Genomic DNA, 26,277 nt, shown 5'->3' with positions numbered 1-26,277 from the left:
AAACAGTTCCTAAACAACAGGCAAAAAAACGAGCGAACTCCAAAATGTGAGGGAGAGATGTTAAAGAGTTACATATTCAGTGGCAACGTAATTTCTATTCTGGTACCCTCTTGACTTCCCGGAAGAATATGAAGCGTTCCGTTATGGGCTTCAATAAAGCTTTTGGCAATAGGTATCCCATGCTCTTTGGAAGGTGTCATCTGTATAAATTCAGTTGGATTCATTCCTATTCCATCATCTTCGATAGAAATATGAAGCTTATCGCTCTCTTTGTTTACTTCCATTGAAACATGTGTACCTGGAGGATTATGAATGATTGCATTCATCAAAAAATTTTTCAACGCTCTACCTAATAATTTACTATCGAAGGGCACGACACATACTGCCTCCAATGACATAAAAGAAAATTCGTACTGCTCGGCCGAAGGATGGTTAGCGATATCTATGACCGTATTGCGGAGAAACTCCACAATGTCCTCCTTCTTTAACTGGATCGGCAAGGCACCCTCCTTGAGCTGCATAGAAGCATTCAAATCCTGAATCAACTGCTTCATTTCCGTCACTTTCTCACTGATAGCCATACTAAAGCTTCTTTTTTCTTCCTCGGACCAATCATACTCTTGAGCAGTCAGCATGGCTGCATATCCTTCAATATAAGATAAAGGTGTTTTGAGATCATGGCTTACACCTGCTACCCACTGCTGTTTTCGCTTTTCTATTTCCATTCTCTCTTCCTCATTGCTGCGCAATTGAGCAGATAAGATGTTCATTTGTTCAAAAACTTCTTTATACAATTGATACGGAGGCTTATAATTATTGCTCTGATTTTTTTTGCGCTCTGGCAGTTCTAGCTCACTTAGCGGCGCTTGGAATTCCCCTGTTGCTATATTTCCAATCCATTTAATTACATACACCAAGGGTTTGCCTATATACCATCCATAGACAGCTATGAACACAATGCTCTGCACGATTCCAAGTCCTATCCAGAAGAGATCAATATTCATATTATGAGATGTACCAAATGTACTTTTTATAAAAATATATATAACAGTGCAGATAAGAAAACAAAGAACATAGGCTAGTGCAAAACATAATGTTACTTTTATAAAACGAAAGGATATCTTGACCAGAGAGTTCATTCTTGCTCCCCCCTCTTGACTGATATCATTTTATAACCTAGCCCTCTTACATTAACTAAAAATTGCGGGTGCTTGGGATCAGGTTCTATTTTTTTTCGCAAACGAGAGATATGAATGACTACTGTCTTTTCATCACCAAGGAAGGTCTCGCTCCATATTGCTTCGTATAGCTGACGCACACTGAATATACGGTTAGGATGCTTACACAAAAATACCAGCAGTAGCCATTCACGTGCAGGACAATCGACCTCTTGGTCTTGCACATACAATGCACCTGATTCCAGCTCCAGACAAAAATATCCAAAATCTAAGGTTTGTAAAGCAGGCTTCATATCCGCTGTTGTCACATTTCGATACTTCATTCGAGCTTTCATACGTGCAACGACTTCCAACGGGTTAAACGGTTTGGTGATATAATCGTCCCCCCCAATACCAAATCCCATTAATTTGTCCAGATCTGTATCTCTTGCCGTCAAAAAAAGAATAGGAACTTCCGTGTATAGACGCATCTGACGACATACCTCAAATCCATCGTTATCAGGGAGCATAACATCAAGCACAATCACATCAATACGAGATTCCATCACGATTTGCAGCGCTTCTTGGCCCGTGGCTGCATGCTTAACATGAAGAAATCCTTCCTTTTTTAATACTTTTGTCAGCATATCTCGCAGTCCCTGTTCATCGTCTACGATAAGCACTGCAATTTCTTCCATAACCAAGGTTCTCCATTCTTTTTTTACATTTTTTACTTTCATTATAAAAGCAAACGGGCAGAATTTAAATCGAGTTCCATCACATATCGTACATCCCCGTGAATATACTTAATAACCAACAAGGCCAAACTGTGCCGTGTATCCACTTGGGGGGTGCCTAACAATGACGGAACCACGCCAGCCATATTCATTCGTCGTATCCCGCGAAGATTGGTCGCTGCATCGCAAAGGGTACCAGGACCAGCAACGCCATCAGCAGAAGGTCAAAGATGTCATTAAACAAAATCTACCCGATCTGATTACGGAAGAAAATATTATAATGTCGGACGGTCAACAGATTATCAAAGTGCCCATTCGCAGTCTGGATGAATATCGCTTCATTTATAACTACCAAAAGCAAAAGCATGTAGGCCAAGGGGATGGCGACAGTCAGGTGGGAGATGTCATCGGACGTGATCCTGCTTCCCAAAAGCCAGGTAAAGGTGAGAAAGCAGGCGACCAACCGGGACACGATATTATGGAAACAGAAGTCAGCATAGAGGAACTCGAAGATATGCTGTTTGAGGAAATGGAATTGCCGCATTTGCAGCAAAAAGATAAGGATCAAATTGAGGTTGAATCTATCGTATTCAATGATATACGCAAAAAAGGCATGCAAGCGAACATTGACAAGAAACGAACGATTCTCGAAAATCTGCGCCGCAACGCGCGTGAGGGGAATCCGGGCATTCATCATATTAGTCCGGACGATCTTCGCTACAAAACATGGGAAGAGAAGACCATTCCCCAATCCAATGCGGTAATTATCGCTATGATGGACACCTCAGGCAGTATGGGATCTTTTGAAAAATATTGCGCCCGCAGCTTCTTTTTCTGGATGACCCGCTTTTTGCGTCGCCAATATGAAAAGGTGGAAATTGTTTTTCTTGCGCATCATACCGAAGCCAAGGAGGTTACGGAGGAAGAATTTTTTACTCGCGGTGAAAGTGGCGGCACAATCTGCTCTTCTGCCTATTTGAAAGCATTGGAGATTATCGATAAACGCTATCCTCCTTCGACTTATAATATTTATCCCTTCCATTTCTCCGATGGCGATAACCTAAGCTCAGACAATGAACGGTGTGTGAAACTAATCGAGGAGCTTATGAAGCGCAGCAATATGTTCGGCTATGGAGAGGTGAACCAATATAATCGCAGCAGTACGCTGATGTCAGCCTACAAGAATATTAAAACGGATCAGTTTATGTACTATGTCATCAAGGAAAAAGGTGAGGTATACCAAGCCTTACGTACCTTTTTTCGCAAACGGGAAGGGGGAACGGTAGGATGAGCACCGATCAGAAAGAGCTTGAGTACGCGATATCAGAAATTATGGAGATTGCAGATGGATTCGGGCTCGACTACTACCCGATGCGGTATGAGATTTGTCCGGCGGATATTGTATACACATTCGGGGCGTATGGTATGCCCACGCGCTTCAGCCACTGGAGTTTCGGCAAAACATTTCACAAGATGAAAATGCAGTACGATTTTGGATTGAGTAAAATCTATGAGCTGGTTATTAACTCCAATCCCTGCTACGCTTTCCTGCTGGATGGAAATTCTTTGGTGCAAAATAAACTGATTGTCGCCCATGTACTGGCACACTGCGATTTTTTTAAACACAACGCCCGCTTCTCGGCCTCCAACCGCAATATGGTAGAGAGCATGTCTGCCACCGCAGAACGGATCAGCAGCTATGAAATGGAGTACGGCTCAAAGGCCGTGGAATCCTTCATTGACTCTGTACTGGCGATACAGGAACATGTAGACCCACAGCTCATCAAACCAAGGCATCTGGATAAACAACGCTACATGGAACTCAAAATCAAGGAGCAAAAAGAACCTAAAAAACACCAGCGTCCCATCGGACCTTACGATGATCTGTGGTCACTGGACACAGTAAAGCAGCATGATTCAGCCGAGACCGAGGGTATTAAGGTACGCCAGTTCCCACCGGAACCTGAAAAAGATATTGTCTGGTTTATTCAGGAATTCTCCGAGGTATTGGAGGACTGGCAGCGGGACATCATGACGATGCTGCGGGACGAAATGCTGTATTTCTGGCCCCAAATGGAGACCAAAATCATGAATGAAGGCTGGGCCTCCTATTGGCATCAACGGATTGTCAGAGAACTGGATTTGACTGGGGATGAAACCGTTGAATTTGCCATGCTGAACGCCTCCGTTGTGCAGCCTTCCAAGCAAAGCTTGAATCCGTATTATTTGGGACTGAAAATATTTGAAGATATTGAAAAGCGATGGGATAACCCGACCCGCGAGGAGCAAGAGCGCCAAGGACGCAAACCGGGCGAAGGTCGAGCTAAAATATTCGAGGTGCGAGAGTTTGACTCGGATACCTCCTTTATACGCAATTACATGACCAAGCAACTAACGGAGGATTTGGATCTGTACGTGTTTGAGAAACGGGGACCGGATTGGAAAATTACCGATAAATCCTGGGAAAACATACGGGATCAGCTTGTGTTCTCACGTGTAAATGGAGGCTCCCCTTATATCGTTGTTGAAGACGGAGATTATCTGCATACAGGTGAATTAAAACTCAAGCACCAGTATGAAGGCATTGAACTGGATTTAAAATATATGGAGCGTACGCTTCCGTATGTATATCAGCTATGGGGGCGCACCGTTCATTTGGAAACAATGATTGAAGGTAAGCTCGCCTTATTTTCATATGACGGTAAGAAACACCATCGCAAATTTGTATAGTGATACACAATCGAATAACCAGCCTAATTAAAAAAGGTACATTCCGAAGAAGGAAATGCGCCTTTTTTTACTGCTTTTTCTTAAATTCGACGATGTAGCTCTGATTCAGTTGTTTTCCACCTTCCGAAATGTTCTGGTACATGGATAAAAACCGGGCGGAAGTGCTCCACACTGTTGGACTGTCATAGGACTGGATATCGGTCGTAACGGGAGTGGTTTTACCCGTGGATTGGTCAAACACATACAACCCTCTCATACCTTGCTGATCCTCATCATAAATGGAAAAAGCAAGCTTGGACCCGTCGTTGGACCAGCTTCCACGACTCATTAAAGTCCCTTGACCCACGATCCCTTTCTCTTTGCCTTGTTCATCCAAAATGATCATACGAGCAGGTTCGGATGTATTCCATTTCCGCTTTTCAATGGCAATAGATTTACCATCAAGCGACACTGCAAAAGACATGGCCCCCTCTGCAATGGTCACAGCTTGAGGATGATTGAGAGTGAACCGATTCAGCACCGGATACCCTTGTTTATCATTGCCTGTATAAAATATGGCGTTACCCACTTTTTCGACATGAGCAATTAATTCTGAGTGATTTGGATCTTGAAAACTCAATTCTTCAGCTTTGCCGTCCAGTCCAATCAGATGTATCTTACCGTCTGGTGTACCTGTAATGAGATGATCCTTATCGCCCCAGCTCACTTCGTTAGTCATGTCCAGCTGGCCAGCCGATGTAACCTTGCCGCTGCTTAGCTCTAAAATATAGCCCTGAATATCATACTTGCTGCTGGTGCTGCCCTCCGTAAAAAAGACATGGCGCTGATCCGGAGAAACCACAGCAAGTAACTGTAGAGCCTTACGACCTGGTGTTAAAACTCGTTCCTTATTGGTCTTTACATTATGAATCCATAACTGATTCTGACGTTCCACAATCAGCTCTTCATCACTCAGCCATGACCTCGCGTAGACATCTCCCAGCTTGTCGATGGACTGTACCACCAGCTCGTCCGATACTTGCTGCCGAGCTGCCTCCATGTCAATCACAGTAAGCTTTTGCCCCGGTTTCATACCGGATGTTGGAATTGTCTCTCCTGCGCTTTTTATGCCGCAGCCGCCTAGCAATCCTCCAGCGATCAAGCCAGTCATGAGCAATCCTGTGACTTTGTGTCTGAAAAAGCGTGCATAGGGATGTTTGAGACGAGGAAAGCCGTTCTTTTTCCCGTGGCTGTCTAGGTTTTTCTTCATCATGTACAACGGCCTCCTTGTTAACGTTACCCCCAGCTTAATGCCTGAACATCTCGTGAATACATCGAATTGTTTCCAAATTGTAAATAAGACAACATTTTCAGTTCTATAGCTATCGAGCGGTCCAACTACTGGAAGCCATCGTGAACCAACAGGGGTAGCCTGAGCGAAAATTCATTGCCACTTGCACCTGAATGACCATTGCCATTTTCCAACCCGGTTTCGTCTGAAGCTGTGAGCTGCAACTCTCCACCCATGCGCTCCGCCAGTCTGCGTGCCAAAGGCAGGCCAAGTCCCGTGCCACTGTCTTGACGAGAACGATCACGACTTAAGGTAGCAAACGGCTCAAAAATCATGTCCCATTTTTCCCGAGGAATCCATGGACCGGAATTGCGTATATACACTATCACGGTGTCCTTTTCCACTCGATTAGATAACGTAATCCAGCCTTCGTCCTGATTGTATTTTACTGCATTATCCAGCAAATTCAGCACAATATGCATCAGATGCTTAGGGTCTCCACACACCTTGGCTGGAATGGTATCCATCGAAAAATTCAGTCCACGCGCCGCAGCTTTCCCCCGGATTCGGCTACCTGCATCTTCGAGCAGCAAATGCAGCTCCACTTCCTCCGTATGTAATTCAAAATCATATTTGTCCAGCACAGATAGTCTCAGTGAATCCTCGACAAGCTCATACAACCGTTTGGTTTCCTTACCGATACTTTCTCTGGCTTCACGCACCAATTCGGGATCATCCCCATACATATCCAGCAAATCAGCGTAAGCCTGAATAGAGGTCAACGGAGTCTTCAGTTCATGGCTGATATTGCCAATAAAGGTCTTTTGCTGCTGCTCTAGCTCTCTCAAACGCCGAACCGCTTCTTCCAGCCGAAGCTTTTCATTTTCGAGCGCAGTAATACTTGCCCGGATCACATGACTCATCTGGAGCATCCCTTCATCCAGCCTTCCCAGCTCGTCCTGCCGTCGCAGCAATCTGGCTTCTGGATAGTGCCCTGCCGAGATCTGCTCAGAAGCGCGAGTCAGTCGTCCGATGTCCCTCGTCTGGCGGCTGACATAGCCTAAGCCAAGAATAAAGCTTAAGACCAGCACCGCACCTCCTGTCCATAAAAACAAGCGGGCAATGTCCTGGTAAAACTGCTGCTGTGCTTCTATTGAGCTATGAAGCTGTACCACTCCCAGCAAGCCGTCTGGACCTTGAAGCGGAGCTAGATAGGTCACTGAGCTACCTTCTGTAATATACGCAATTTTCCCTTGGAGCGCATAAGAAAGCGCCTGGCCGACATCTGTTCTATAAGCCAGTGGCAGAGAATTTCCGACCTCATGTCCCCGGCCATCATATAAAATAACGCGCATATTACTGGACACACCGAGTTCCACGGCAAGCTGTGGCGCTTGCTTTTTCATGAAGTCTTCGGGTGATTGGCCAGCTCCCAACAGGTAAGACTGTTTGACGCGCATTTCCACGATTTCCGCCTGACGCTTTAAGCCGCGTTCCATTTGATCAGTCTGATTGGCACGAATACCAGTAAGCACGAGCCAGCTCAGCACACCGACAGTAAACAGCAGTAAAGCCGCCAGGACCAGCGGAAATTTCCAGCGCAGGCTCAAGCCTGTACGCTTATGTTTGCGCTTCTGCGGGTCAGTGGACTGCAAGCTTTCTTGTGAATGGAGTGAATGATGTTCGTTCACGTCATTTTCTCCGCCTTATAGCCGATTCCATATACGGTCTGCAGCATCGACTGATGCGGTTCCAATTTTTTGCGCAAGCGCTGAATATGAATATCCACCGTCCGCGTTCCTCCCACATAATCAATGCCCCATACTTGTTCCAACAGATCGTCCCGTGTATACACCCTCCCAGTATGGGACACCAGCAGAGCCAGTACATCAAACTCCTTGGGGGTCAGATCCAATGCTTTTACTCCGAGTTCGGCCGTTCGGCTAGATGGACGCACTCGTAATGGACCCAGTATTACCTCCGTTCCTTCCGGCGCAGGTGCTCCTTCTCGTTCCAGTCTCCGTACTAATGCCTTAATACGTGCGAGCAGTTCTCTCAGGTCAAACGGCTTGCTCATAAAATCGTCTGCTCCCAGCTCCAGTCCAAGCACCTTATCGACGATATCATTTTTGGCGGTTAGCAGTAGAATACCAACGCCCTTCCGGCTTTCCAAACGGCGACACACCTCATATCCGCCCAGTTTGGGCATCATCACATCCAATATAAGCACATCCGGGTGGAACAAACGCACTTTTTCCAATGCATCCTCTCCATCCACAGCAGTTTCCACCAAAAAACCTTCCCGCTTTAACGCATAGGCCAGTGCATTCCGAATACTCGCCTCATCGTCCGCTATCAGTATTCTTTTATCCATGTCCTTCCCTCCCTACCTCAAAAAACGTTCATGAACATATCATCGGTCATGCCAGGCATAGTTGCCAGGCGAGCTCCAGCCGCTGCCCCAAGTGCCTGCACCAGCTTGGCCCGTCCTTCTAATGCCCTTTCTACGATAGGGGCTACATCTGACCGAAGAAGGGATTGTCCAATCGTAATCATTCCAAGCTTATACATCTTGAATCTCTGCTTTCGCTTCATTTTATTTTACGCTCCTGATGACAAAGGGCAAGCCTGCCGCCTGCCCTTATCAGGTGTTTCCATAAGATAGGAGCTTAAATTGGAATGAGCAGGCTATTGGCGTTCCGAAAGTAGCTGAAGAAATCGCAGATTTCACCAATTGATGAATTTTAGTTTATGTTAATGCAACTTTTCTAGCATAACAATGTTCATTTCGGCCAAAACATGGATCTTTTTCTTGTGCTCACAGAATAAAAAAACAAACTTATAGCGCTATTATCATTTTTTAATGTCGATAAATATAACACACCATACTAATCTCTTTCTCTCCCAGCCCTGTGTTTTGAAGTGTCTTACCTGTCCGTATATGCTAAAATACTTCCGTATCGGCTATTCGCCTACAGGAGGGCATGATTATGAACCAATCCATTTTGATCGTAGAAGACGAAGAGAAGATTGCCCGACTTCTAGAGATCGAACTTGAATTTGAAGGCTATCAAGTAAGTAAAGAAAAGAACGGAATTGATGGGCTGGAGACCTATTGCAAAGGTAGTTGGGATCTAGTTTTACTGGATATTATGATTCCCGGTATCAATGGCATCGAACTCCTTCGGAGGATTCGTAAACATGATGCGAACGTTCCTGTCATTTTACTGACGGCTAAAAGTTCCATTGCGGATAAGGTCGAGGGACTCGATTTGGGAGCCAATGACTATGTTACCAAACCTTTTGTGATCGAAGAGCTGCTTGCACGTGTAAGGGCCGCGCTCAGGGTAGGTGCAACGAAAGACATGGCTTTACAAGTGGCAGATCAATGGCTTAGTGCCGGAGATTTACGTCTTCATGAGGGTACACGTGAAGTGCTTCGGGGAGAGCACAACATTGAGCTTACGCCGCGAGAGTTTGACTTGCTCGTTCATTTACTCCGACATCAGCGGCAGGTCCTTAGTCGTGAACAATTACTGGAAAATGTATGGGGCATTGATTATATCGGTGATACCAATGTCGTCGATGTGTATATTCGCTACGTACGCAATAAAATTGACCCCACGCGCCAGCTCCCTGAGCTGATTCATACAGTGCGCGGTATTGGTTATGTTCTGAAGGAATCGTTATGAAGCTGCAGAACAAAATCCATACGTACACCTCGTTATTATTCGGGATTCTACTTGTGGCTATTAATTTCTCAGTCTATTTTCTATTCAGCCAACTTTCAATAGACAGTCGAAAAAACCAGGTAGAGGCCGCAGCAGAGAACATGATTCATGGCATTCAACGTGCTCCAGTATCCATAGCCGCTGAGGATCTGCTACGAGCCTATGTGCCTCTGGACGGCATGCTTCGTCTGATGAGACCGGAAGGCGATTTTCTTGCTCCTATCACCTCTTCATCAGAGCAGTCTCTCAGCTTGATGAAGGGCGTTTTTAATGAAACACGGCAGGTTCGCATCATTACCCATGAAAGCAACCGTTATATTCTCGTTTCGGTCCCCATGATTTGGTCGAATGGAGAGGTTGTCAATCTTCAGGTGACCGAAAGTCTGCAACCGACGATGCAGACGCTCCAGGTACTCAAAATCGTACTTATTGCAGTCACAGGAATTGCTCTTATTCCTGTCGTCATATCGGGAAGACTGCTGGGCAGACTGATTACACATCCAATTACATCCATGATTAGCACGATGAAAGAGATTCAACGTAGCGGGAAATTCAAACGTCTTCCGCTCAATTCGTCATCACGCGACGAGTTAGTCGAGATGGGAGAAACGTTTAATGACATGATTGAATTGCTGGAGCGGAATTTCGTTCGCCAAGAACAATTCGTTTCGAATGCGTCCCATGAATTGAAAACACCTCTAACCATTATTGAAAGTTATGCTAGTTTGCTTAAACGACGGGGATTGCAGAATCCCAATATTTTTGCCGAATCCGTTGAAGCAATCCATTCTGAGGCGATCCGAATGAAGGATATGGCAGAACAACTTCTTCTGTTGGCCAGAAACGAAGAACAATGGAATGTCGTGTTAGAACCTGTACGCTTGACCAAAGTAGGGACAGAACTGAAAGCTACATTTGAAAATGCTTTCGCCCGACAAATTCAACTGGATGTACAGACAGACTGCACTGCCTTTACGGACGAGAATAAACTAAAACAACTTCTATTTATATTTTTGGATAATGCACGCAAATACAGTGACGAGCCGATACACCTGATGATTGATATTGTGAGCGGTACGGCTCAACCTTGCATAAGAATCACAGATCAAGGAATTGGAATTCCTGAAGAAAAGTTATCTAAAGTTTTCGACCGCTTTTATCGTGTGGACGAAGCCAGAAGCCGCGAGGAAGGTGGGGCCGGGCTAGGCTTATCATTAGCTACAGGAATTGCTCAAGCTATTCAAGCACAAATTGGGCTAGAAAGCATAGAGGGAAGCGGAACAACTGCAACGATCATCCTCCCTGCTGTTCCAAAATAATAAGCCAAAGGAGGGAAAACCGATGAAAACGATCTATGCCTGGATGATTGGAGGTACGGTAGCGGCTGTATTGATCACCATTTGCCTTTTACAGTGGCCCTGGGCACGATCGTTAGCAGCTTCGCCCTTGGAAGAAAAAGCCGTGGTCCAATCTGTATTGCATCAGTATCCCGGCGAGGTGCTCGAATCCCAACGTTTGGATAATTTTTATGTGATCAAGCTAGAACGCGCCAAAGGGAAGTACGAAATAAAAGTCAACGCCTATGATGGTGTCATCCAATCCATAAAGCGGACACAGATGTATACAGATGCAAAGCAGGAACCCCAAGATCACACGCCCGGTTCCTCAGAGCCCAGTGACCAATCAAATCCAGTCCATAAAACTGACCCGGTTTCTCTTGTCATTACAGAGAATGAAGCAGCCAAGCTTGCTGCAAAAGCAGTGAATGGAACATCCGATGACATTGAACTGCACCGCAATGACAAAGGCCTCTATTATCTTGTTGAGGTTGAGGTACAAGATGGGCGTGAGGCAGTGGTGCAGATCAATGCAGTATCAGGCTCAATCGACTCTATCACTTGGGAAAAAGAAAAACAGGATCACGACGAATCATGACGCCCTGATGATCATGCTTATGTCTTCTCATTGTTTTCTCATGATTCTATTATGTTCCTCTCATGTTCAAGGGTTAAGCTGTATTCAAGCATACAGCTCAAGGAGGAATTAGGTAATGAAAAAAAACTATACATTAGGAATAATAGCAGCCACGGTTCTGCTTGGAGTTACGGCTACAGGTGTCTCGGCAAATGCCGTATGGGCTGCTAAGCCTACAGGACTAATTGGAGCGACTACTGCTGCCAATATTGCCAAAAAAGCTGTGGGAAATCATGCGCAAGTTGAGGATGTCGAACTGGAGCGCAAGAACGGAAAAGTCTACTATGAAGTGGATCTTCAGCAAGGAGATAAAGATTGGGATATAGAGGTTGATGCTTATACTGGGAAAACCATCCGTTCCCATTCCGAGCTTGATCATGACTCGAATGACGAGTCTTCCCTTTACAAACCCAACCACGTCACTCTAACTGAAAAGCAGGCTGGACAAATTGCACTTAAGCATGTGCCTGGGAGTACCCTTCTGTCTTCTAAATTAGATAAGGAAGATGGACAGTTCATCTATGAGGTCAAGGTACTCACCAACGAAGGAACTGTTGAGCTTGAAATCCATGCATCATCTGGAGCGATCGTGGATACAGACGAAGATGATGACAACAACGATAACTAATCACCCACCATTCATGACCAGACTTGCATAATACAGTGCTAATTAAAACGGAGCAGCGAACTTTCGCTGCTCCGTTTTTTTTGACCAACGTGAACAGGAAAAGAACGAGAATAGCCCATAAAACTGCACCTATTATTTCCTCATGAATAGACTGATAACTAACAGAGGATTACCTTTTTCTTCAATTAAAAATCAAGTGAGGTTCTTATGGCGAAATCCTATACAAAAGCACAGATTCGCGAAATCACCCGTCGTTTCGGCCTGATTCCCTTAAAATCAAGCTTAGTCTCATCGCTGTACCGAAAAAATGCTGTGATCCAAGTAAAAACGAAAAAGGGAACTTATGCATTAAAGCCCTTTAGTCGTTCAAAGATGGCTCGTTCAAATACGATTCAACAGATGGAACGAGCTGCGAGCTATATAAGGCTTTTGAAAAAGAGAAAATATACCTACATGCCTACATGGCTCCCCACTCATTCCGGTAAGCTATGGACTTTGTATCAAGAGACGCCATTTTATGTAAGTCAGTGGATCAAAGGACGGGGACTGGAGACCGCTGAAGATTTCGAAAAACTGGGGTTGGCTCTTGCCACACTTCACGCTACATCCACCGGCTTGCATCGGATGGAGAAAGGAAAGTCCCCTCCGACTATTCAACAATTGCGGATATGGAAAAACCAAGACCGTCTTTTCCAAAAAAAAATGATAAAAATCAGTCGCCAGAATAAAGAGTACCGCAACTGGTACAACACTCATGGCAAGGACTGTAAACGTTTATCCAGACGTGCATGGAAGGATTTGCAGGACGCATCCATTATAAGACTGCTTCGGACGGAACGTCGGCACCCCTCCTTGATACACAGTGATATCACCACCCCGAATGTCATTATTTCAGATGACGGTCATCTTAAAATCATTGATTGGGATCGGGCTAAGATTGGCTCAGTCTATGCTGATTTGGCAAAGGCTCTTATGAATACAACTCAATTCAATCCTGAATTTGTGCAATCCTTGTTGAGGGGATACCAAAAACGCAAACCACTCAGCCGAACTGAGCGGAAGATTGTTACAGCTTTATATAAACTGCCACGAGAGGCTTGGCATGCTTCCCGACATCCAAATCGTTCAAGAGACCGCGAAATCCTAGACAACTGGGATCAGTCGTGGCCTCTTCGATTACAAATCATCCATATTTTGCAGGAGTGGGCCCGTGTATAAAAGAAAGTGAGGAGCAAAATGTCGATTTTATCGAATGTTGAGCAAATGTACGGAATCAAAATTCAGCGTAGCCGTCAAATGAAGGACATTCACAAGATTGAAACTGCCAATACAACTTACTGCTTAAAACCCTATAAATTCCCGGAAGAAGAGATTCGTTTTATTACACGTGTCTTGTCCTACCTGGATGAACGCGGGTTTACACGTAGCCAAAAGGTCTATCCAACCGTACAGCAAACAGCCTACATGACCTATGAAGGCGTTTCGTATACATTAACCAATTGGGTTCATGGACCCAGGCCGGAATTTACAAAAAGAATAGACTTCAAAAAGGGAATTTCTACTTTAGCCAAATTCCACACCAGTGCCGTAGGCTTTCCTGTCACGGAAGCGCCGCCTTCCAGAATCCGTTATGAAGGCTTGAGCGATGAAATAGCTGAATATAAAAAACGCCTCAGTCCTTACAAAGGCACAGCACATCTCCTAGCTCTTTGTGAAGAAGTGTTATATCGTCTACAGCAACCCAAAATTCGAGCAGCAATCCAGCAGGAGCAAAAAGCAGCTGCATTAATACACGGTGACTATAACTATCCCAATCTGGTCAAAGACAGGCAGCTCAAAATCCATTTGATCGACTTCGAAAATTGTTCCCTACATGTAAGGATGAAGGATCTCTCCCATCTTCTTCATCGGAATTGTCTTTGGAACGCGACAAAGATGCTGCGCGCGATAGAATTTTATCAACGATATCGACCGTTGAGCACTCAGGATTTGCATCTGCTTCATATGCTATTGATCTCTCCCTATCATGTAGTCCGCAACCTTAGAATAGGCGGCTTCCGTTCTGCGAAGCGAGTCATTCCATCGTTTGTGCATCTGAACAAATACCGACGTGAACTTAGATCACTGCTATAATCAGTTGGCATGGAACTAAGCAAAAAAAACAGACCTGGTGATAAGGTCTGTTTTTTTGTGTTTTGACAACTAGCTAAGGAAAATCGGCATGTTACTAAACGAATCGATTTTCTGATTGTACCGGTACAACCAAAAATTTATAGCATTGTACACAGCACGCCCCCCTTTTACAATGATGCTAAGACTCAATGCTCATTTGTTTCGAGAAGAGAATTTGGCAAACTAACAATAGAGGTGACTGTACATGTACACCATGACAAAAGAAGAAATAAAAGCTTATTTGAACAGAATCGGAATTCCCGAAGTTCAGCCTCCTACCCTATCCTATTTAGTGGAGTTGCATAAGGCACATGTAAAACATCTTTCATGGCAAACGTTGGACATTTTTGCAAGAAAGCCGGCTGCCATTGGTTTTCAAGAATCTGTTCAACTCATTCTACATGGGAGAAGTGGTTATTGTTTTCATCTGAATGGTGCCTTTAGTGCGCTACTACATTCACTAGGGTACAAAGTTTCTCTGCATCATGCTGGGGTACAACCTTTAGGAGCTGAGCCACGCATTAATTCATTTCATCTTGGATTAACAGTGAACTTGCTAAATGAGCAGCAAGAAGATGAAGTATGGATTGTAGATGTCGGACTGGGCGATATGCCATATGAGCCTCTTCCACTCCTGATGGGGACTTATGAACAACCCCCACTTCGTTATAAAGTTATGGAATCTGAAGTTGTTACTAATGGTTGGCGTTTAGAACACGACTCGCTTGCTTCATTTGTTGGCGTTGATTTTGCCCCTACGGTTGTTCAGGATTTGGAAGAATTCAGGCCGAAACATCATTTCTATAGCCGCTCCGTGGAATCTCCATGGTTTAACCTGTTTCTAATTCGGCAAAGGCAAGCATTAGAAGCGAATGAACTCAGAGGATGTATTTGGAAGAAACGTGGGCTAAACGGTTTGGAAAAAATAGAGCTGGATAAGAAGTCGCAGTGGCTGGAAGTATTGGCAGATGTATTTGGTGAGCCGCTCGTTAACTACAGTCACCAGGAACGGGACGAGTTATGGAAAAGAGTACTTGCGGCTCATATGGAATGGAAAAAAATCTTTGACTGAAGCGTTACAATAGAGAAGCTTCCTCTAATTCCTTGTTTCAAAGATTCGGTATTCTTTCATAGGAATATGCACTTCCTCTGTTGCCTCTGTTGCGTTGATTGGACTGCCACACAGGAAGAGCATCGCTTTGCCAGTATCCAGCCAGCTAACGCCCGAAAACTTCCAGTTCCCCAGGATATACCGATCAGCTACATCTCACACCTCCAGCATTTCCGGGGAGTGCTGCAACATTTCCAATTCCTTCACCATGTTTTCAATCAGCTTTGTGAATGAAGCCAATTCTTCCGAGCTGGAGGCCTGTTGCCGGGCACTGGCTGTTGTGGTAGCGGTTTCGGACTGCACACTGTCAAGCATACGGGCAATATCCAGCACCTTGCGCTGAATTTGCTCCTGTGCTTGCTTTGAATTAGATGCCAACTTTCGCACTTCCTGCGCCACCACTTGAAATCCACGCCCTGCTTCTTGCGCATGGGCTGCCTCAATCGCCGCATTCAGTCCCAGCAGATGAGTCTGATCGGACAATTCTCGAATGGTACTGCTCATCTGTTCAATATGCTTAATCTCGTCACTCAATTGCAATACTAGTTCCTCTGTATGTTCCTACGAAGAAGCAGTATTGCAAGCACTCTCCGCGATATTATCGGTATTTTCCCTAAGTTCGGCAATCATCCCCGTCAAATTTTGTGCAATTCGGGACACCACAGCCAGCATCTGCGTTTGTTCATCGGCGAGCTCGTTAATCTGCTCCTTTTCCTTTTCCTGATAAGCTTCCAGCACAAGCTGAGAATCCAGATTGAACATTTTGGAAAGAGCGTGCACAATAGAATACCAGTCCTCTATCCCCGAATGCTTTAAAATGTCTACTGCAATATCCAGATAAGCAATGTACGTACCCAAATAATAATCGGAAGACAATCCGATCCGGGAATGTACCTGCCCCACAAAAAGGCGGTGTTCGATAAACTGATCATCTATTTTCCCATCTGCAAGAGAAAGCCAGTATTCACGTTGTGTTTGCTTTAGTCGCTCAATATTCGACCATTTAGAGATAATCGACACGAGATGCGGAACCTTTTCTACATGCTCATAAAAACGATCCACTACCTCATTTACAATAGATTGGAATAGCCCCTGATAATGATGCAATAAAGCCAAATCACCATCAGTAATACCAATATATTGTATCTGTTTTAATCTACTCTCAGCGACATGAATCATAAGTTCCTCCAAATAATAGTTTACATAGATTTTACATTACCATATTTATCGGCAACTTTTTAGAAAATGTTAAAAAAGCAGAAGATTGATTGTGATTGTTTACATATTAATTTCAGAAAAGTATATAAATTCAACTCCCTAATATTACAAAAAAAGAACCCGCCAGCACCTCAAACGCTCTGTGCCTGCCGGATTCTCTTCACCATCCATTTCAATCCATAGCTTCATTACACAATTGTTTATTTCCCCTTACCGATTCAGGAGGCTGCCTACATACCTCAATAAATCGTTGGCGCTGGCTCCAGTGTAGCCATGCTCCTCAATCAGTCGCTTAATCACCTCATTCATCCGTTTGAGCTGATTAGCATCAGGCGTTTTGGTCGAAGTTGTGATCTTCACAATATCCTTCAAATCGGCGAACAGCTTCTTTTCAATGGCTTCTCGCAGCCGATCATGATGATGATACTCAAACTTTCGCCCCTTGCGGGAATAGGCGGAAATACGGATTAATATTTCCTCACGGAATGCCTTTTTCGCATTTTCCGACACCCCGATCTGCTCCTCGATGGAACGCATAAGCCTCTCATCCGGGTCGAGCTCCTCATCTGTGAGCGGATCGCGGATTTTCGCCCAATTGCAAAAAGCTTCGATGTTATCTAAATAGTTATCAAACAGCGTCTTGGCTGATTCTTCGAAAGAGTACACAAAGGCCTTTTGTACTTCTTTTTTCGCTAATTCATCATATTCCTTACGAGCCACGGAAATGAAATTCAGATAACGCTCCCGCTCTTCCTTGGTGATGGAAGCGTGTTGGTCTAAACCATCCTTAATGGCTCGTAAAATATCCAGAGCATTGATGGACTCCACATTTTGCTTAATCAGCGCACTGGAAATACGATTAATGACGTACCTTGGGTCTACGCCGGACATGCCTTCTTCCAGAAACTCATGTTGCATCTCCTTCAGATCGGCCTCCTTATAGCCTTCGACCTCCTCACCGTCATACATGCGCATCTTTTTAACCAGATCCATACCCTGCTTCTTGGTTTCTTTCAACCGGGTGAGCACAGAGAAAATGGCAGCCGTTCGCAGCGCATGAGGAGCGATGTGAATATGACGCATGTCACTTTGCTCAATGAGTTTGGCATAAATCTTTTCTTCCTCGGACACTTTCAGATTATAGGGAATGGGCATTACAATCATCCGCGATTGCAACGCCTCGTTCTTTTTATTCGCAATAAAGCTTTTATACTCCGATTCATTCGTGTGAGCTACGATCAATTCATCTGCACTGATGAGCGCAAACCGTCCGGCCTTGAAATTTCCCTCCTGGGTCAGAGACAATAAATTCCATAAAAATTTCTCATCGCATTTCAGCATTTCCTGAAATTCCATCAGTCCGCGATTCGCTTTATTCAGTTCTCCGTCAAATCGATAGGCGCGCGGATCAGATTCCGAACCATACTCCGTAATGGTGGAAAAGTCGATGCTGCCTGTCAAATCGGCAATATCCTGTGACTTTGGATCAGAAGGACTGAACGTACCTATGCCGATCCGGTTTTCTTCCGATATAAAGACCCGCTCCACACGCACCTTTTCGATGTCGCCATCAAATTCCGTACGCAATCTCATCTGGCAGGATGGGCACAGATTACCTTCAATGCGTACACCCAGTTCCTTTTCGAATTCGGGACGCAACTCATGAGGAATAAGATGAAGGGGATCTTCATGCATAGGGCAGCCCTCTATAGCATACACAGCTCCCTGATCTGTTCTTGAAAACTTCTCCAGCCCACGCTTTAGCAAGGTGACCAGTGTCGATTTCCCTCCGCTAACAGGTCCCATCAAAAGAAGGATACGCTTGCGGACATCGAGCCGCCTGGCTGAGGAATGGAAGTACTCCTCCACCAGCTTCTCCAGTGCACGATCCAGCCCAAAAATCTCCTGCTCAAAAAATTTATATCGCTTATGTCCCCCAACCTCTTCTACACCAAAAGATTCAATCATTTTGTAAACCCGTGCATGAGCGGTCATCGCCGGTGTCGGGTCTTTCTTGAGTATCTCGATATACTCTCTAAAAGTGCCGTTCCAGGCCAAGCGGTTGTTCTCCGCTCGGTACTCCGCAAGGCGGTCAAAAATATTCATGCTCGGTTCCTCCCATGACTGCGTAATGACTATCCTCCACTCTTGATGATTATGGCTACACTCGTCACGCCTTTCAGGATATGATGCGATCCTCTAAAAAAAAGTGTAATACATACCTATGCAGATTGATTTCAGAATTGACCTATTTTTTGTGACAGGTCTCTGCGCTTTTTCCAAAAACAAAGGGATTCACTATGTTAAAATAGACAACAACGACGCGGACCTGACGCATTATGGTACAATATAAGCTCGGAATAATGGGATAAAGGAGCGGGAGAATCCATGGCGGTTCGGCATGAGACGGAGCTGTACGCTCCAGTCAAAGCCTTTTTTGAAAATTTGGGATATGAAGTCAAAGGAGAAGTGCGTAACTGCGATTTGGTGGGAATCAAGCCAGGGCAGCAAACGCCACTGATTGTGGAGATAAAAAAGACGTTTAACCTGGCGTTAGTGCTGCAAGGTATGCAGCGCTTGAAGCTAAGCAGCAATGTATATGTAGCCGTAGAACGGAATCGTGCCAAAAAAGGGGCGGTGAATCAACGCTGGAATGAACTGATCGGACTGTGCCGCCAGTTGGGGCTTGGCTTGCTCACCGTCACGCATTTTAAAACAAAGCCTCCACTCGTTGAGGTGCTGTGTAAGCCCGTGGCATCTAGTGATGATGTTTACAAAACGACTGCCATTCGTCGCGGCTCGCGCAAGGAAAAGCTGCTGCGGGAATTCCACGCACGCAGCGGTGACCACAATGTCGGCGGTAGCACCCGGCGCAAGCTGGTCACTGCCTACCGGGAAAAAGCACTGCGCGTAGCCGCTGCTTTGCAGGGCTTGGGAGAAGCCGCCCCGGCGCAGCTTGCCCGTACAGCAGCCGTCAGCGATGCTGCTGCGGTACTCCAGCGTAACTACTACGGCTGGTTTGAACGTGTAGCCCGCGGTCGCTATCGGCTGACTCCGTTCGGTGAAGCCGCCCTGAGCGAGTATGCGGAAGTGCTGCAGCAGCAGGGGATTGAAACTGCCGCTGGAATGGCGGCAGAGTTTAACGAGAGTAGCGAGCAATTGCAGATTGCGGACGCATCCGTCGGTTACTCCACCATTGTAGCGGAAGCAGAGGATGACTGACCCTCGGATAGTTGTTTTGACTAGCTTCGCGCAGTAAATTCTCCGATCGTCTCACCGATTAGATTCATGCCCATAAGCAGCTGTTCTCGGCCTGGGTGGCTAAAGTTAAGGCGAATATGGGACGCACCTTCATCGCCAACCGCACACAACGCACCTGGCATAAAGGCTACACCCTTGGGTAGCGCCGCTTTGAGCAGCAAGGCGCTGTCCAGCCCAGCGGGCAATTTCACCCACACATACATCCCACCAGATGGAATATGATACGTCACATCTTTCCAAAACGGACGCTTGAGCAGCTCCAAGAGTAATTGGAGCCGAGTTGAATATTCCTTGTTCAACATTGCTAAGTGCTCGTGCCATTGAAAACGCGAGTTGGTCAGCAATTGGAACAGCAGCCGTTGGTTCATCGTACTGGATTGCACGTCAGCCAGCTGCTTCAAGGCGTACATCCCTTCAATCAGCGGCGCAGGACCAGCCGCCCAGCCAGTTCGCAGTGCAGGGGCAACTGTTTTATTAAATGAACCGATATATAGCACTTGACCACCCTGACCCGCATGATCCAGCGCGAATAGTGAGGGGTAAGCCTCTGCAAACTTTCGGCTCTGCGCATGCGGACTCTTATCATGAGTTTCGTGCTTTGTCTTAAAATGCAATTCACCGTAAGAATCGTCCTCAACGACTAACACCTCATGACGTCTACACAGATCCAAAATTTCCTGCCGTCTAGCCGCGCTCCATAAGGAGCCTGTCGGATTCGTAAACGTTGGCGTAGCAAAAAAAAGCTTGGGGCGATAACGGATCATTAAAGCTTCAAGCTTATCGGGAATAACGCCCTCTCCATCTGATTCTACAGGAACGACCTGCGCCCCTTGCATAGATAGCACCTGCAAACATCCAGGGGATGTCGGGTTCTCGACCAATACCGGATCACGCTCATCCACCATCAGCCTTACGATCAAGTCAATAGCCTGCTGGCTACCTGTGGTGAGAAGGATTTGACCTGGCGGTACTCTTACTCCTTTACGCTGTTCCCACTCTCCCGCAAGCCATGCCCGCAACGGAAAATAACCCTCCGGTTCACCATACTGGAGGGCGTCAGGGCCGGAGCCAAACACATCATGAGCCGCTTCTTCCAATAGTTTCACCGGAAACAGCTCTTGTGCGGGCAATTCTTCAGCCAAAGATATAAAGGAATGTTTCCTCGCATTTTCCCGGATATGACGCACTGGAGAAGCCAACATCGCAGCCGTTCGTGAAGCAAAGGAATATTGCATGAACATCCTCCTTCTCCTGAAAATAGTCATGATCTCCGGGCTGACGCGTCAAGCATATAACTGCTTCATCTGACGCGCATATAAGGCATAACGTTCAATCGCCTGCGCCCGGCTGGACACACCTAATTTCGCATAAATTTTACGTAAATAATTATCAATGGAGCGCCGACTAACTTCGATCTCGACAGCAATTTTGTCATATGTAATTCCCTGTACAATACGTTCCATAATAAAAACTTCGGTTTGCGTCAATTCGTCAAAAGGCTCCGAAGCCATTAACGGCATAAATGGCCAGTTTCCACAACGAATCCAATCCATCGGTAATGAAGCAAATCCTTCGCGCAAACCGTTGATCAGGTGAATTAACTGGCTCGGTGATGCCTGCTTGGATAGCATTCCATTTGCACCAAGCGAGATTAACTGCTGGAACAACGTAATATTGTCCTCATCCGTCATAATAACAATATGGCTGTCCGGAGACAAGACCCGCATTTGTGTCAAAAACGGTTCCGCCGTTCCCTCAGGCAACCTATAGTCCATTAAAATAATTTCCGGGCGAATGGAGCAAACCAGCTCCAGGCCTTCTGTGCCGGAGGAAGACATCCCTCTAACAAGCAAATCCTGCTGGTCTTCCAAAATAAGCTTTGTTCCCAGCATACTTGTAGGATGAATATCTATGATGACCACCTGCCATACTTTTCTCATATCTAAACCTCCTGATTTACAAAAAAATACATATTTAATGAAAATAATCATAAAACTAAAGAATACTTATGTAGAAATTGCGTAAATGTGAACGTATAGGAAGCGAAAACGATTTAAGGAAATTGTATCCTAGGACTTCCTTCCGATGCAATCTCTTTTTCCAATATTTTTATATGACTATTTCGCTTTTGCGAAATAAATAGGCCCATGATAGAATTGGTACTGCAAATAAAGACTGGAAATTTGAATTTACACGGGAGTTGAAAATCGCATGCAAGCTTCACCTGAACGTCCTCCTGCCGAAGCCCGGCGGAGCAATTCAAGAAAGGGGTTACCCGTAAAGACTTTTCTGCTATTTTGGTTCATTCTTATTATACTAGGTGCTCTCGCAACCTATCTGTATAGCAATCACTTGAAGCAGCAAATGCTAAACGAAATGCAAACCCATACAGACCAACAGATTCAGGCACTCAAATCCGACTATGAAAAGCAACTGACTGCACTTTCCAAGGAAGTTAGCGGATTGCAGGGCAAAGTTCAGTCCTTCAACGAACTACTGACATTTACAAAGGATAATGCCAATAACAAGACCGATAATAGCAATAAACTGTATACTCAATTAAATGAAGTCAAGCAGCAACTCAATACACTTCAGAAAAAAATGGACTTGCTAAAATGAATGTAGATACAAAGCTAGTAAACCGGTTCTTTATGTTGGCCCTTGCTCCTTTTATCGGTTTGTTAGGGTGTATTTTGTTAGTGCATCCCCCTTTGAGCTTTCCTAAATCTACATCTCCGAGTCTGCAAAAAGCCGAAATCACTCTACAAGCGCAATCAGTAGGCAAGCAGCTTGATGAAGCCAAGCAAACAGCAACGTATACCTTATCTACGATTCGCCGGACGTCTGAGCTCTACAAACAAACGACCCAAACGATGAATCAGCTTGTCGTGACTGCCTCTGCGCAGTCCAAGCGACCCGCGGTTATCTATAATCGGCGCATCACTGCCAAACTGGGTGTTCCCTATTACAAGGTAGATAGCAACCGGATTACCATTGAATTGTTTAAAGTAAACCCGGGAATTTATCACGGATACGCTATGAAAGTCAAACTTAAAGATCCTACGGCAATGAAAATGTCTTTGGGAAATGACAAGTTGGGTGGCTCAGAAACGACCATGCGTGCAGTCTTGAGACACGGAGCTATTGCTGGCATCAACGCAGGCGGCTTTGCCGATGGAGACGGCAAACGCTATCCATTAAGCACTACTGTCTTGAACGGCCGCTACCTTACTGGCTTTCAGTCAAGTTTCAAGGACTTGTCATTCGTTGGATTGAGTAACGACGGCAAGCTTATTGGGGGCAAATTTTACAATCAAGGTGCTCTTGACAGCTTAAAACCTGCCTTTGGAGCTACCTTCGTTCCCGTTCTGTTACAAAGGGGACAAAAAGTGCCTATTCCTGACAAATGGAAAGTCTCTCCCAAGCGGGCTCCACGTACAGTCATTGGCAACTATAAAGATGATCAGTTGCTCATTATTGTCGTAGATGGCTACAATGAAAGCGGGGGTTCAGGTGCAACGCTCGAAGAACTCCAAGGGAAGATGTTCAATCTGGGTGTTCAAGATGCTTATAATTTGGACGGCGGCGGTTCATCGTCCCTTATACTAAACGGCCGAATCGTAAACAAACCGTCAGATGGTAATTTGCGTCCAGTCCCTACTCATTTTTTGTTCTATAAATAGTTATGTGTAGTTTACTATCCAATTAAATATATGCTGTTCAGGCATAGCTCTATCCGAAAAAAAGCATCACGAACGAATGTCGTGATGCTTTTGCCTCATTTAGGAGGAGTACTGTGTCATTTCTGTCAGGCATTGAGCACAAATATAACGTTCTTTGAAATCGTTCACTTGTTCTATTGAGCCGCAGAATACACATTTTGGACGATAACGCTCCAAAATAATATGGTCGCCCTGAACCAAAATTTCGACAGGATCTCCCTCATTCATTTGATATCTTTTACGTAGTGACTTAGGCAGAACTATTCTCCCCAACTGATCAACTTTACGTACCACACCGGCAGGTTTCATCGTGATCGTACACCTCTCCTATTGAGTATTAGCTTTCAATTTTCTTTCCAGGCGAAAAACTAGGTACAAAGACACTATTCTTTATGTAGTATTCGCTGTCTTTTTGTCGAATCCTGCTGATAGCAGGAAATTTTATTACATTTTTTCATAAAATCATGAACCATATCAAAGTATGGTACAGAATGTCTATAATATTTTTATCGACCGGAAAGCTAATTATCATTAGCTTTCACAGAGAATTTCCGCAAATTTATGACCATATATCCTTTATTCAAGCTCTACTGTCATGTACTTTCGAGCAATAATAGTGCAACTTTTATCAGTAACTAAGGTCCTGGTTCTTTATTCGCATTTATACTTGATCGATTGATGTTTATTACGATAAACCTGGAAAATCCAATTGTCTCAGCGCTTCATATACAATAATCGCAGCGGAATTCGACAAGTTTAGAGATCTTACTTTATCTGACATTGGCATCTTGATACATGTATCAGGATTAGCAGCTAACAGCTCAGGAGGCAAACCTTTCGTTTCTTTACCAAATACCAAAAAGTCTCCATCCTGAAATTTAATATCACTATACTGCTGTTTTGCCTTTGTCGTCGCATAAAAAAAGCGACCTGCTTGATATTTCTCTTGTACTTCAGCAAAAGACTCGTGATACTCAATGTGGACAGCATACCAATAATCAAGCCCAGCCCGTTTTAACGTAGCATCATCGGTACGAAAACCCAGTGGCTTAACCAGATGCAGATGAGTTCCGGTTGCAGCACATGTTCTGGCAATATTCCCTGTGTTAGCTGGAATTTCCGGCTCGACAAGCACAATATGTAATGGCATCAGTTTTTCATTCCTTTCATCATTAAATTCATCAGACAAATAACCTAAAGTCTAACCAAAATGTGTACGCTGAAAGCATGCACTCTCTTCATTTTAACAAAATCAGAGGGATATAGACATCAAACGACAAAAAAATATCATTTTCCCTACACCACTAAAAGCCTTCCCCTATACACATTCAGGGAAGGCTTTATTTTTACTTTTCGATTTCAAATATCGTGTATCGAAATATATGTCTGTGTTATCAACTGTTACGTTGCTTAAATCCATCCATAAACTCGGCTAATGCTTGACAGTTCTCCAGTGGAACCGCATTGTAGATCGAGGCGCGAAGCCCTCCTACACTGCGATGCCCCTTCAATCCGATGAACCCGGCTTGTTCGGATTCTTTAATAAATTGTTTTTCCAGATCCTCATTTGCAAGGCGGAAGGTTACGTTCATAATAGAACGATCAGCGCTGTCCACACAGCCACGATAGAAGCCTTCGCTTCTGTCAATACGGTCGTATAGCAGAGCAGCTTTCTGCTGATTCACACGCTCGATGCCTTCTAAACCGCCTTCCTCCTGGATCCATTTGAGCACTTCATTCACCATGTATATGGCAAAGGATGGGGGAGTATTGTAGAGAGAGTTATTCTTTTGATAAGTACTGTAACGCAGCATTGTAGGAATATTACCTGGTGAGGAAGCCAGTAGCTCTTCACGGGCAACCACGACCGTTACACCAGAAGGTCCCAGATTTTTTTGCGCACCAGCATAAATCAATCCAAATTGAGTAACATCAAAAGGTTTGCAAAAAATATCACTGGACATGTCCACAATCAGCGGTACGGAACCCGTATCCGGGAATTGCTTAAATTGTGTACCTTCAATCGTCTCATTGGATGTCATATGCACATATGCAGTATTCTCAGGCAAGTCCAAGGAATCCACATTTGGAAGACGCATGTATTTCTCATCAGCGGAGGAGGCGGCAATGTGAGCCTTGCCCAATAGCTTAGCTTCTTTATATGCCTTGTCCGACCAGCTACCTGTCATTACATAGCTTCCGATCTGCTCTTCACTCAAGAAATTTAAAGGCAGCATGGCAAACTGCGTACTTGCCCCCCCTTGGAGGAACAACACCTTGTAGCCTTGTGGGTTGCCCAGCAGAGATAACAAACGTTCCTGCGCCTCATTATGAACGGATTCATACACGGCTCCACGGTGAGACATTTCCATGATGGACATCCCTGTTCCCTGGAAATCTACGAATTCAGCTTGTACACGTTCCAGTACTTTAAGCGGCAATGCCGCCGGTCCTGCATTAAAATTGTAGGCTCTCTTACTCAACAATTTCCCATCCCTTCTCTACTCTGGTGTGGATATTATCGCTATGATAGCAGTATTCATAAATGCGTTCAAGACTTGTATAA

At 44.9% G+C, this 26,277-nt stretch carries 23 protein-coding genes and 2 pseudogenes; 12 read left to right on the top strand and 13 right to left on the bottom strand.

Translation table 11 applies throughout. The annotated features are described in order from the left end of the window. Positions 1 to 68: 68 nt before the first annotated feature. Both PPM_RS07435 and PPM_RS07430 read right to left on the bottom strand, forming a co-directional pair. Positions 69 to 968 (bottom strand): sensor histidine kinase, encoded by a 900-nt coding sequence (locus PPM_RS07435; RefSeq protein ID WP_228392891.1) that lies wholly within the window; start codon positions 966 to 968, stop codon positions 69 to 71. A 167-nt stretch (positions 969 to 1,135) separates the two neighbouring features. Next, entirely contained in the window at positions 1,136 to 1,855 is a 720-nt protein-coding gene (locus PPM_RS07430; RefSeq protein WP_014599581.1) for a response regulator transcription factor, read from the bottom strand. Positions 1,856 to 2,018: 163 nt separating this feature from the next. Here PPM_RS07430 and yhbH point away from each other — a divergent pair, with 163 nt between their 5' ends. Next, positions 2,019 to 3,185, top strand: a complete 1,167-nt coding sequence (gene yhbH / locus PPM_RS07425; protein ID WP_013370159.1) for a sporulation protein YhbH — start codon at positions 2,019 to 2,021, stop codon at positions 3,183 to 3,185. Then, positions 3,182 to 4,624 (top strand): SpoVR family protein, encoded by a 1,443-nt coding sequence (locus PPM_RS07420; protein WP_013370158.1) that lies wholly within the window; start codon positions 3,182 to 3,184, stop codon positions 4,622 to 4,624. The genes yhbH and PPM_RS07420 overlap by 4 nt, the downstream gene beginning before the upstream one ends. Positions 4,625 to 4,691: 67 nt before the next feature. Here the strand turns inward: PPM_RS07420 and PPM_RS07415 are convergent, their stop codons facing one another. The 4 genes and pseudogenes from PPM_RS07415 to PPM_RS29165 all read right to left on the bottom strand — a co-directional run. Continuing rightward, entirely contained in the window at positions 4,692 to 5,876 is a 1,185-nt protein-coding gene (locus tag PPM_RS07415; protein WP_013370157.1) for a hypothetical protein, read from the bottom strand. A 125-nt stretch (positions 5,877 to 6,001) separates the two neighbouring features. Further along, on the bottom strand, positions 6,002 to 7,585 hold the full coding sequence (locus PPM_RS07410; protein ID WP_013370156.1) for a sensor histidine kinase: 1,584 nt from the start codon (positions 7,583 to 7,585) through the stop codon (positions 6,002 to 6,004). Next, positions 7,582 to 8,268, bottom strand: a complete 687-nt coding sequence (locus PPM_RS07405; RefSeq protein WP_013370155.1) for a response regulator transcription factor — start codon at positions 8,266 to 8,268, stop codon at positions 7,582 to 7,584. Before PPM_RS07405 ends, PPM_RS07410 begins: the two co-directional genes overlap by 4 nt. A gap of 74 nt (positions 8,269 to 8,342) precedes the next feature. Beyond that, positions 8,343 to 8,489, bottom strand: a pseudogene (locus PPM_RS29165) (protein aroM); the annotation flags it as partial. Positions 8,490 to 8,884: 395 nt separating this feature from the next. On the opposite strand from PPM_RS29165, the gene PPM_RS07395 reads away from it, so the two are divergent. The 7 genes from PPM_RS07395 (at position 8,885) to PPM_RS07365 (ending at position 15,471) form a co-directional block, all read left to right on the top strand. After that, positions 8,885 to 9,586 carry a response regulator transcription factor gene (locus tag PPM_RS07395; protein WP_013370153.1) on the top strand — a complete coding sequence of 234 codons (702 nt, stop codon included), beginning with the start codon at positions 8,885 to 8,887 and terminating at the stop codon, positions 9,584 to 9,586. After that, positions 9,583 to 10,944: a sensor histidine kinase gene (locus PPM_RS07390; protein WP_013370152.1), complete on the top strand. Its 1,362-nt coding sequence runs from the start codon at positions 9,583 to 9,585 to the stop codon at positions 10,942 to 10,944. Before PPM_RS07395 ends, PPM_RS07390 begins: the two co-directional genes overlap by 4 nt. A gap of 22 nt (positions 10,945 to 10,966) precedes the next feature. Next, the gene (locus PPM_RS07385; protein ID WP_013370151.1) at positions 10,967 to 11,560 is read left to right on the top strand and encodes a PepSY domain-containing protein; all 594 of its coding nucleotides are present in this window, start codon (positions 10,967 to 10,969) and stop codon (positions 11,558 to 11,560) included. Positions 11,561 to 11,675: 115 nt separating this feature from the next. After that, the gene (locus PPM_RS07380; protein WP_013370150.1) at positions 11,676 to 12,227 is read left to right on the top strand and encodes a PepSY domain-containing protein; all 552 of its coding nucleotides are present in this window, start codon (positions 11,676 to 11,678) and stop codon (positions 12,225 to 12,227) included. 207 nt (positions 12,228 to 12,434) lie between these two features. Continuing rightward, positions 12,435 to 13,445: an aminoglycoside phosphotransferase family protein gene (locus PPM_RS07375; RefSeq protein ID WP_013370149.1), complete on the top strand. Its 1,011-nt coding sequence runs from the start codon at positions 12,435 to 12,437 to the stop codon at positions 13,443 to 13,445. 18 nt (positions 13,446 to 13,463) lie between these two features. After that, complete coding sequence (locus PPM_RS07370; protein WP_013370148.1) at positions 13,464 to 14,360, top strand: phosphotransferase; 897 nt, start codon at positions 13,464 to 13,466, stop codon at positions 14,358 to 14,360. Positions 14,361 to 14,604: 244 nt separating this feature from the next. Continuing rightward, positions 14,605 to 15,471: an arylamine N-acetyltransferase family protein gene (locus tag PPM_RS07365; protein WP_014599579.1), complete on the top strand. Its 867-nt coding sequence runs from the start codon at positions 14,605 to 14,607 to the stop codon at positions 15,469 to 15,471. Positions 15,472 to 15,666: 195 nt separating this feature from the next. On the opposite strand, the pseudogene PPM_RS07360 reads toward PPM_RS07365, so the two are convergent. Together PPM_RS07360 and PPM_RS07355 are read right to left on the bottom strand one after the other, a co-directional pair. Next, positions 15,667 to 16,689, bottom strand: a pseudogene (locus tag PPM_RS07360) (protoglobin domain-containing protein). Between the two features lie 249 nt (positions 16,690 to 16,938). Continuing rightward, positions 16,939 to 18,834, bottom strand: a complete 1,896-nt coding sequence (locus PPM_RS07355; RefSeq protein ID WP_013370145.1) for a PrkA family serine protein kinase — start codon at positions 18,832 to 18,834, stop codon at positions 16,939 to 16,941. Positions 18,835 to 19,116: 282 nt separating this feature from the next. Here PPM_RS07355 and PPM_RS07350 point away from each other — a divergent pair, with 282 nt between their 5' ends. After that, positions 19,117 to 19,950 (top strand): DUF2161 domain-containing phosphodiesterase, encoded by an 834-nt coding sequence (locus PPM_RS07350; protein WP_013370143.1) that lies wholly within the window; start codon positions 19,117 to 19,119, stop codon positions 19,948 to 19,950. 20 nt (positions 19,951 to 19,970) lie between these two features. On the opposite strand, the gene PPM_RS07345 is transcribed toward PPM_RS07350, so the two are convergent. Both PPM_RS07345 and PPM_RS07340 read right to left on the bottom strand, forming a co-directional pair. Then, positions 19,971 to 21,224, bottom strand: coding sequence for a PLP-dependent aminotransferase family protein (locus PPM_RS07345; protein WP_013370142.1), 1,254 nt, complete (start codon positions 21,222 to 21,224; stop codon positions 19,971 to 19,973). A 48-nt stretch (positions 21,225 to 21,272) separates the two neighbouring features. Beyond that, positions 21,273 to 21,929 carry a response regulator transcription factor gene (locus PPM_RS07340; RefSeq protein ID WP_013370141.1) on the bottom strand — a complete coding sequence of 219 codons (657 nt, stop codon included), beginning with the start codon at positions 21,927 to 21,929 and terminating at the stop codon, positions 21,273 to 21,275. Positions 21,930 to 22,200: 271 nt separating this feature from the next. Between PPM_RS07340 and PPM_RS07335 the strand changes: the two genes are divergently transcribed. Both PPM_RS07335 and PPM_RS07330 read left to right on the top strand, forming a co-directional pair. After that, the gene (locus PPM_RS07335) at positions 22,201 to 22,608 is read left to right on the top strand and encodes a hypothetical protein (protein ID WP_013370140.1); all 408 of its coding nucleotides are present in this window, start codon (positions 22,201 to 22,203) and stop codon (positions 22,606 to 22,608) included. After that, the gene (locus PPM_RS07330; RefSeq protein ID WP_013370139.1) at positions 22,605 to 23,672 is read left to right on the top strand and encodes a phosphodiester glycosidase family protein; all 1,068 of its coding nucleotides are present in this window, start codon (positions 22,605 to 22,607) and stop codon (positions 23,670 to 23,672) included. Before PPM_RS07335 ends, PPM_RS07330 begins: the two co-directional genes overlap by 4 nt. Positions 23,673 to 23,771: 99 nt before the next feature. Here the strand turns inward: PPM_RS07330 and PPM_RS07325 are convergent, their stop codons facing one another. From PPM_RS07325 to serC, 3 genes are all read right to left on the bottom strand, one after another. Further along, positions 23,772 to 24,020: an AbrB/MazE/SpoVT family DNA-binding domain-containing protein gene (locus PPM_RS07325; protein WP_014599574.1), complete on the bottom strand. Its 249-nt coding sequence runs from the start codon at positions 24,018 to 24,020 to the stop codon at positions 23,772 to 23,774. A gap of 376 nt (positions 24,021 to 24,396) precedes the next feature. Beyond that, positions 24,397 to 24,861 (bottom strand): tRNA (uridine(34)/cytosine(34)/5-carboxymethylaminomethyluridine(34)-2'-O)-methyltransferase TrmL, encoded by a 465-nt coding sequence (gene trmL / locus PPM_RS07320; protein WP_013370137.1) that lies wholly within the window; start codon positions 24,859 to 24,861, stop codon positions 24,397 to 24,399. Positions 24,862 to 25,105: 244 nt separating this feature from the next. Next, positions 25,106 to 26,197: a 3-phosphoserine/phosphohydroxythreonine transaminase gene (serC, locus tag PPM_RS07315; RefSeq protein ID WP_013370136.1), complete on the bottom strand. Its 1,092-nt coding sequence runs from the start codon at positions 26,195 to 26,197 to the stop codon at positions 25,106 to 25,108. Positions 26,198 to 26,277 lie beyond the last annotated feature (80 nt).

This window comes from Paenibacillus polymyxa M1, assembly GCF_000237325.1.
GTDB classification, from domain to species: Bacteria; Bacillota; Bacilli; order Paenibacillales; family Paenibacillaceae; genus Paenibacillus; species Paenibacillus polymyxa_C.
Note: the sequence above shows the minus strand (reverse complement) of the source record. Positions and strands in the feature narration are given on the sequence as shown.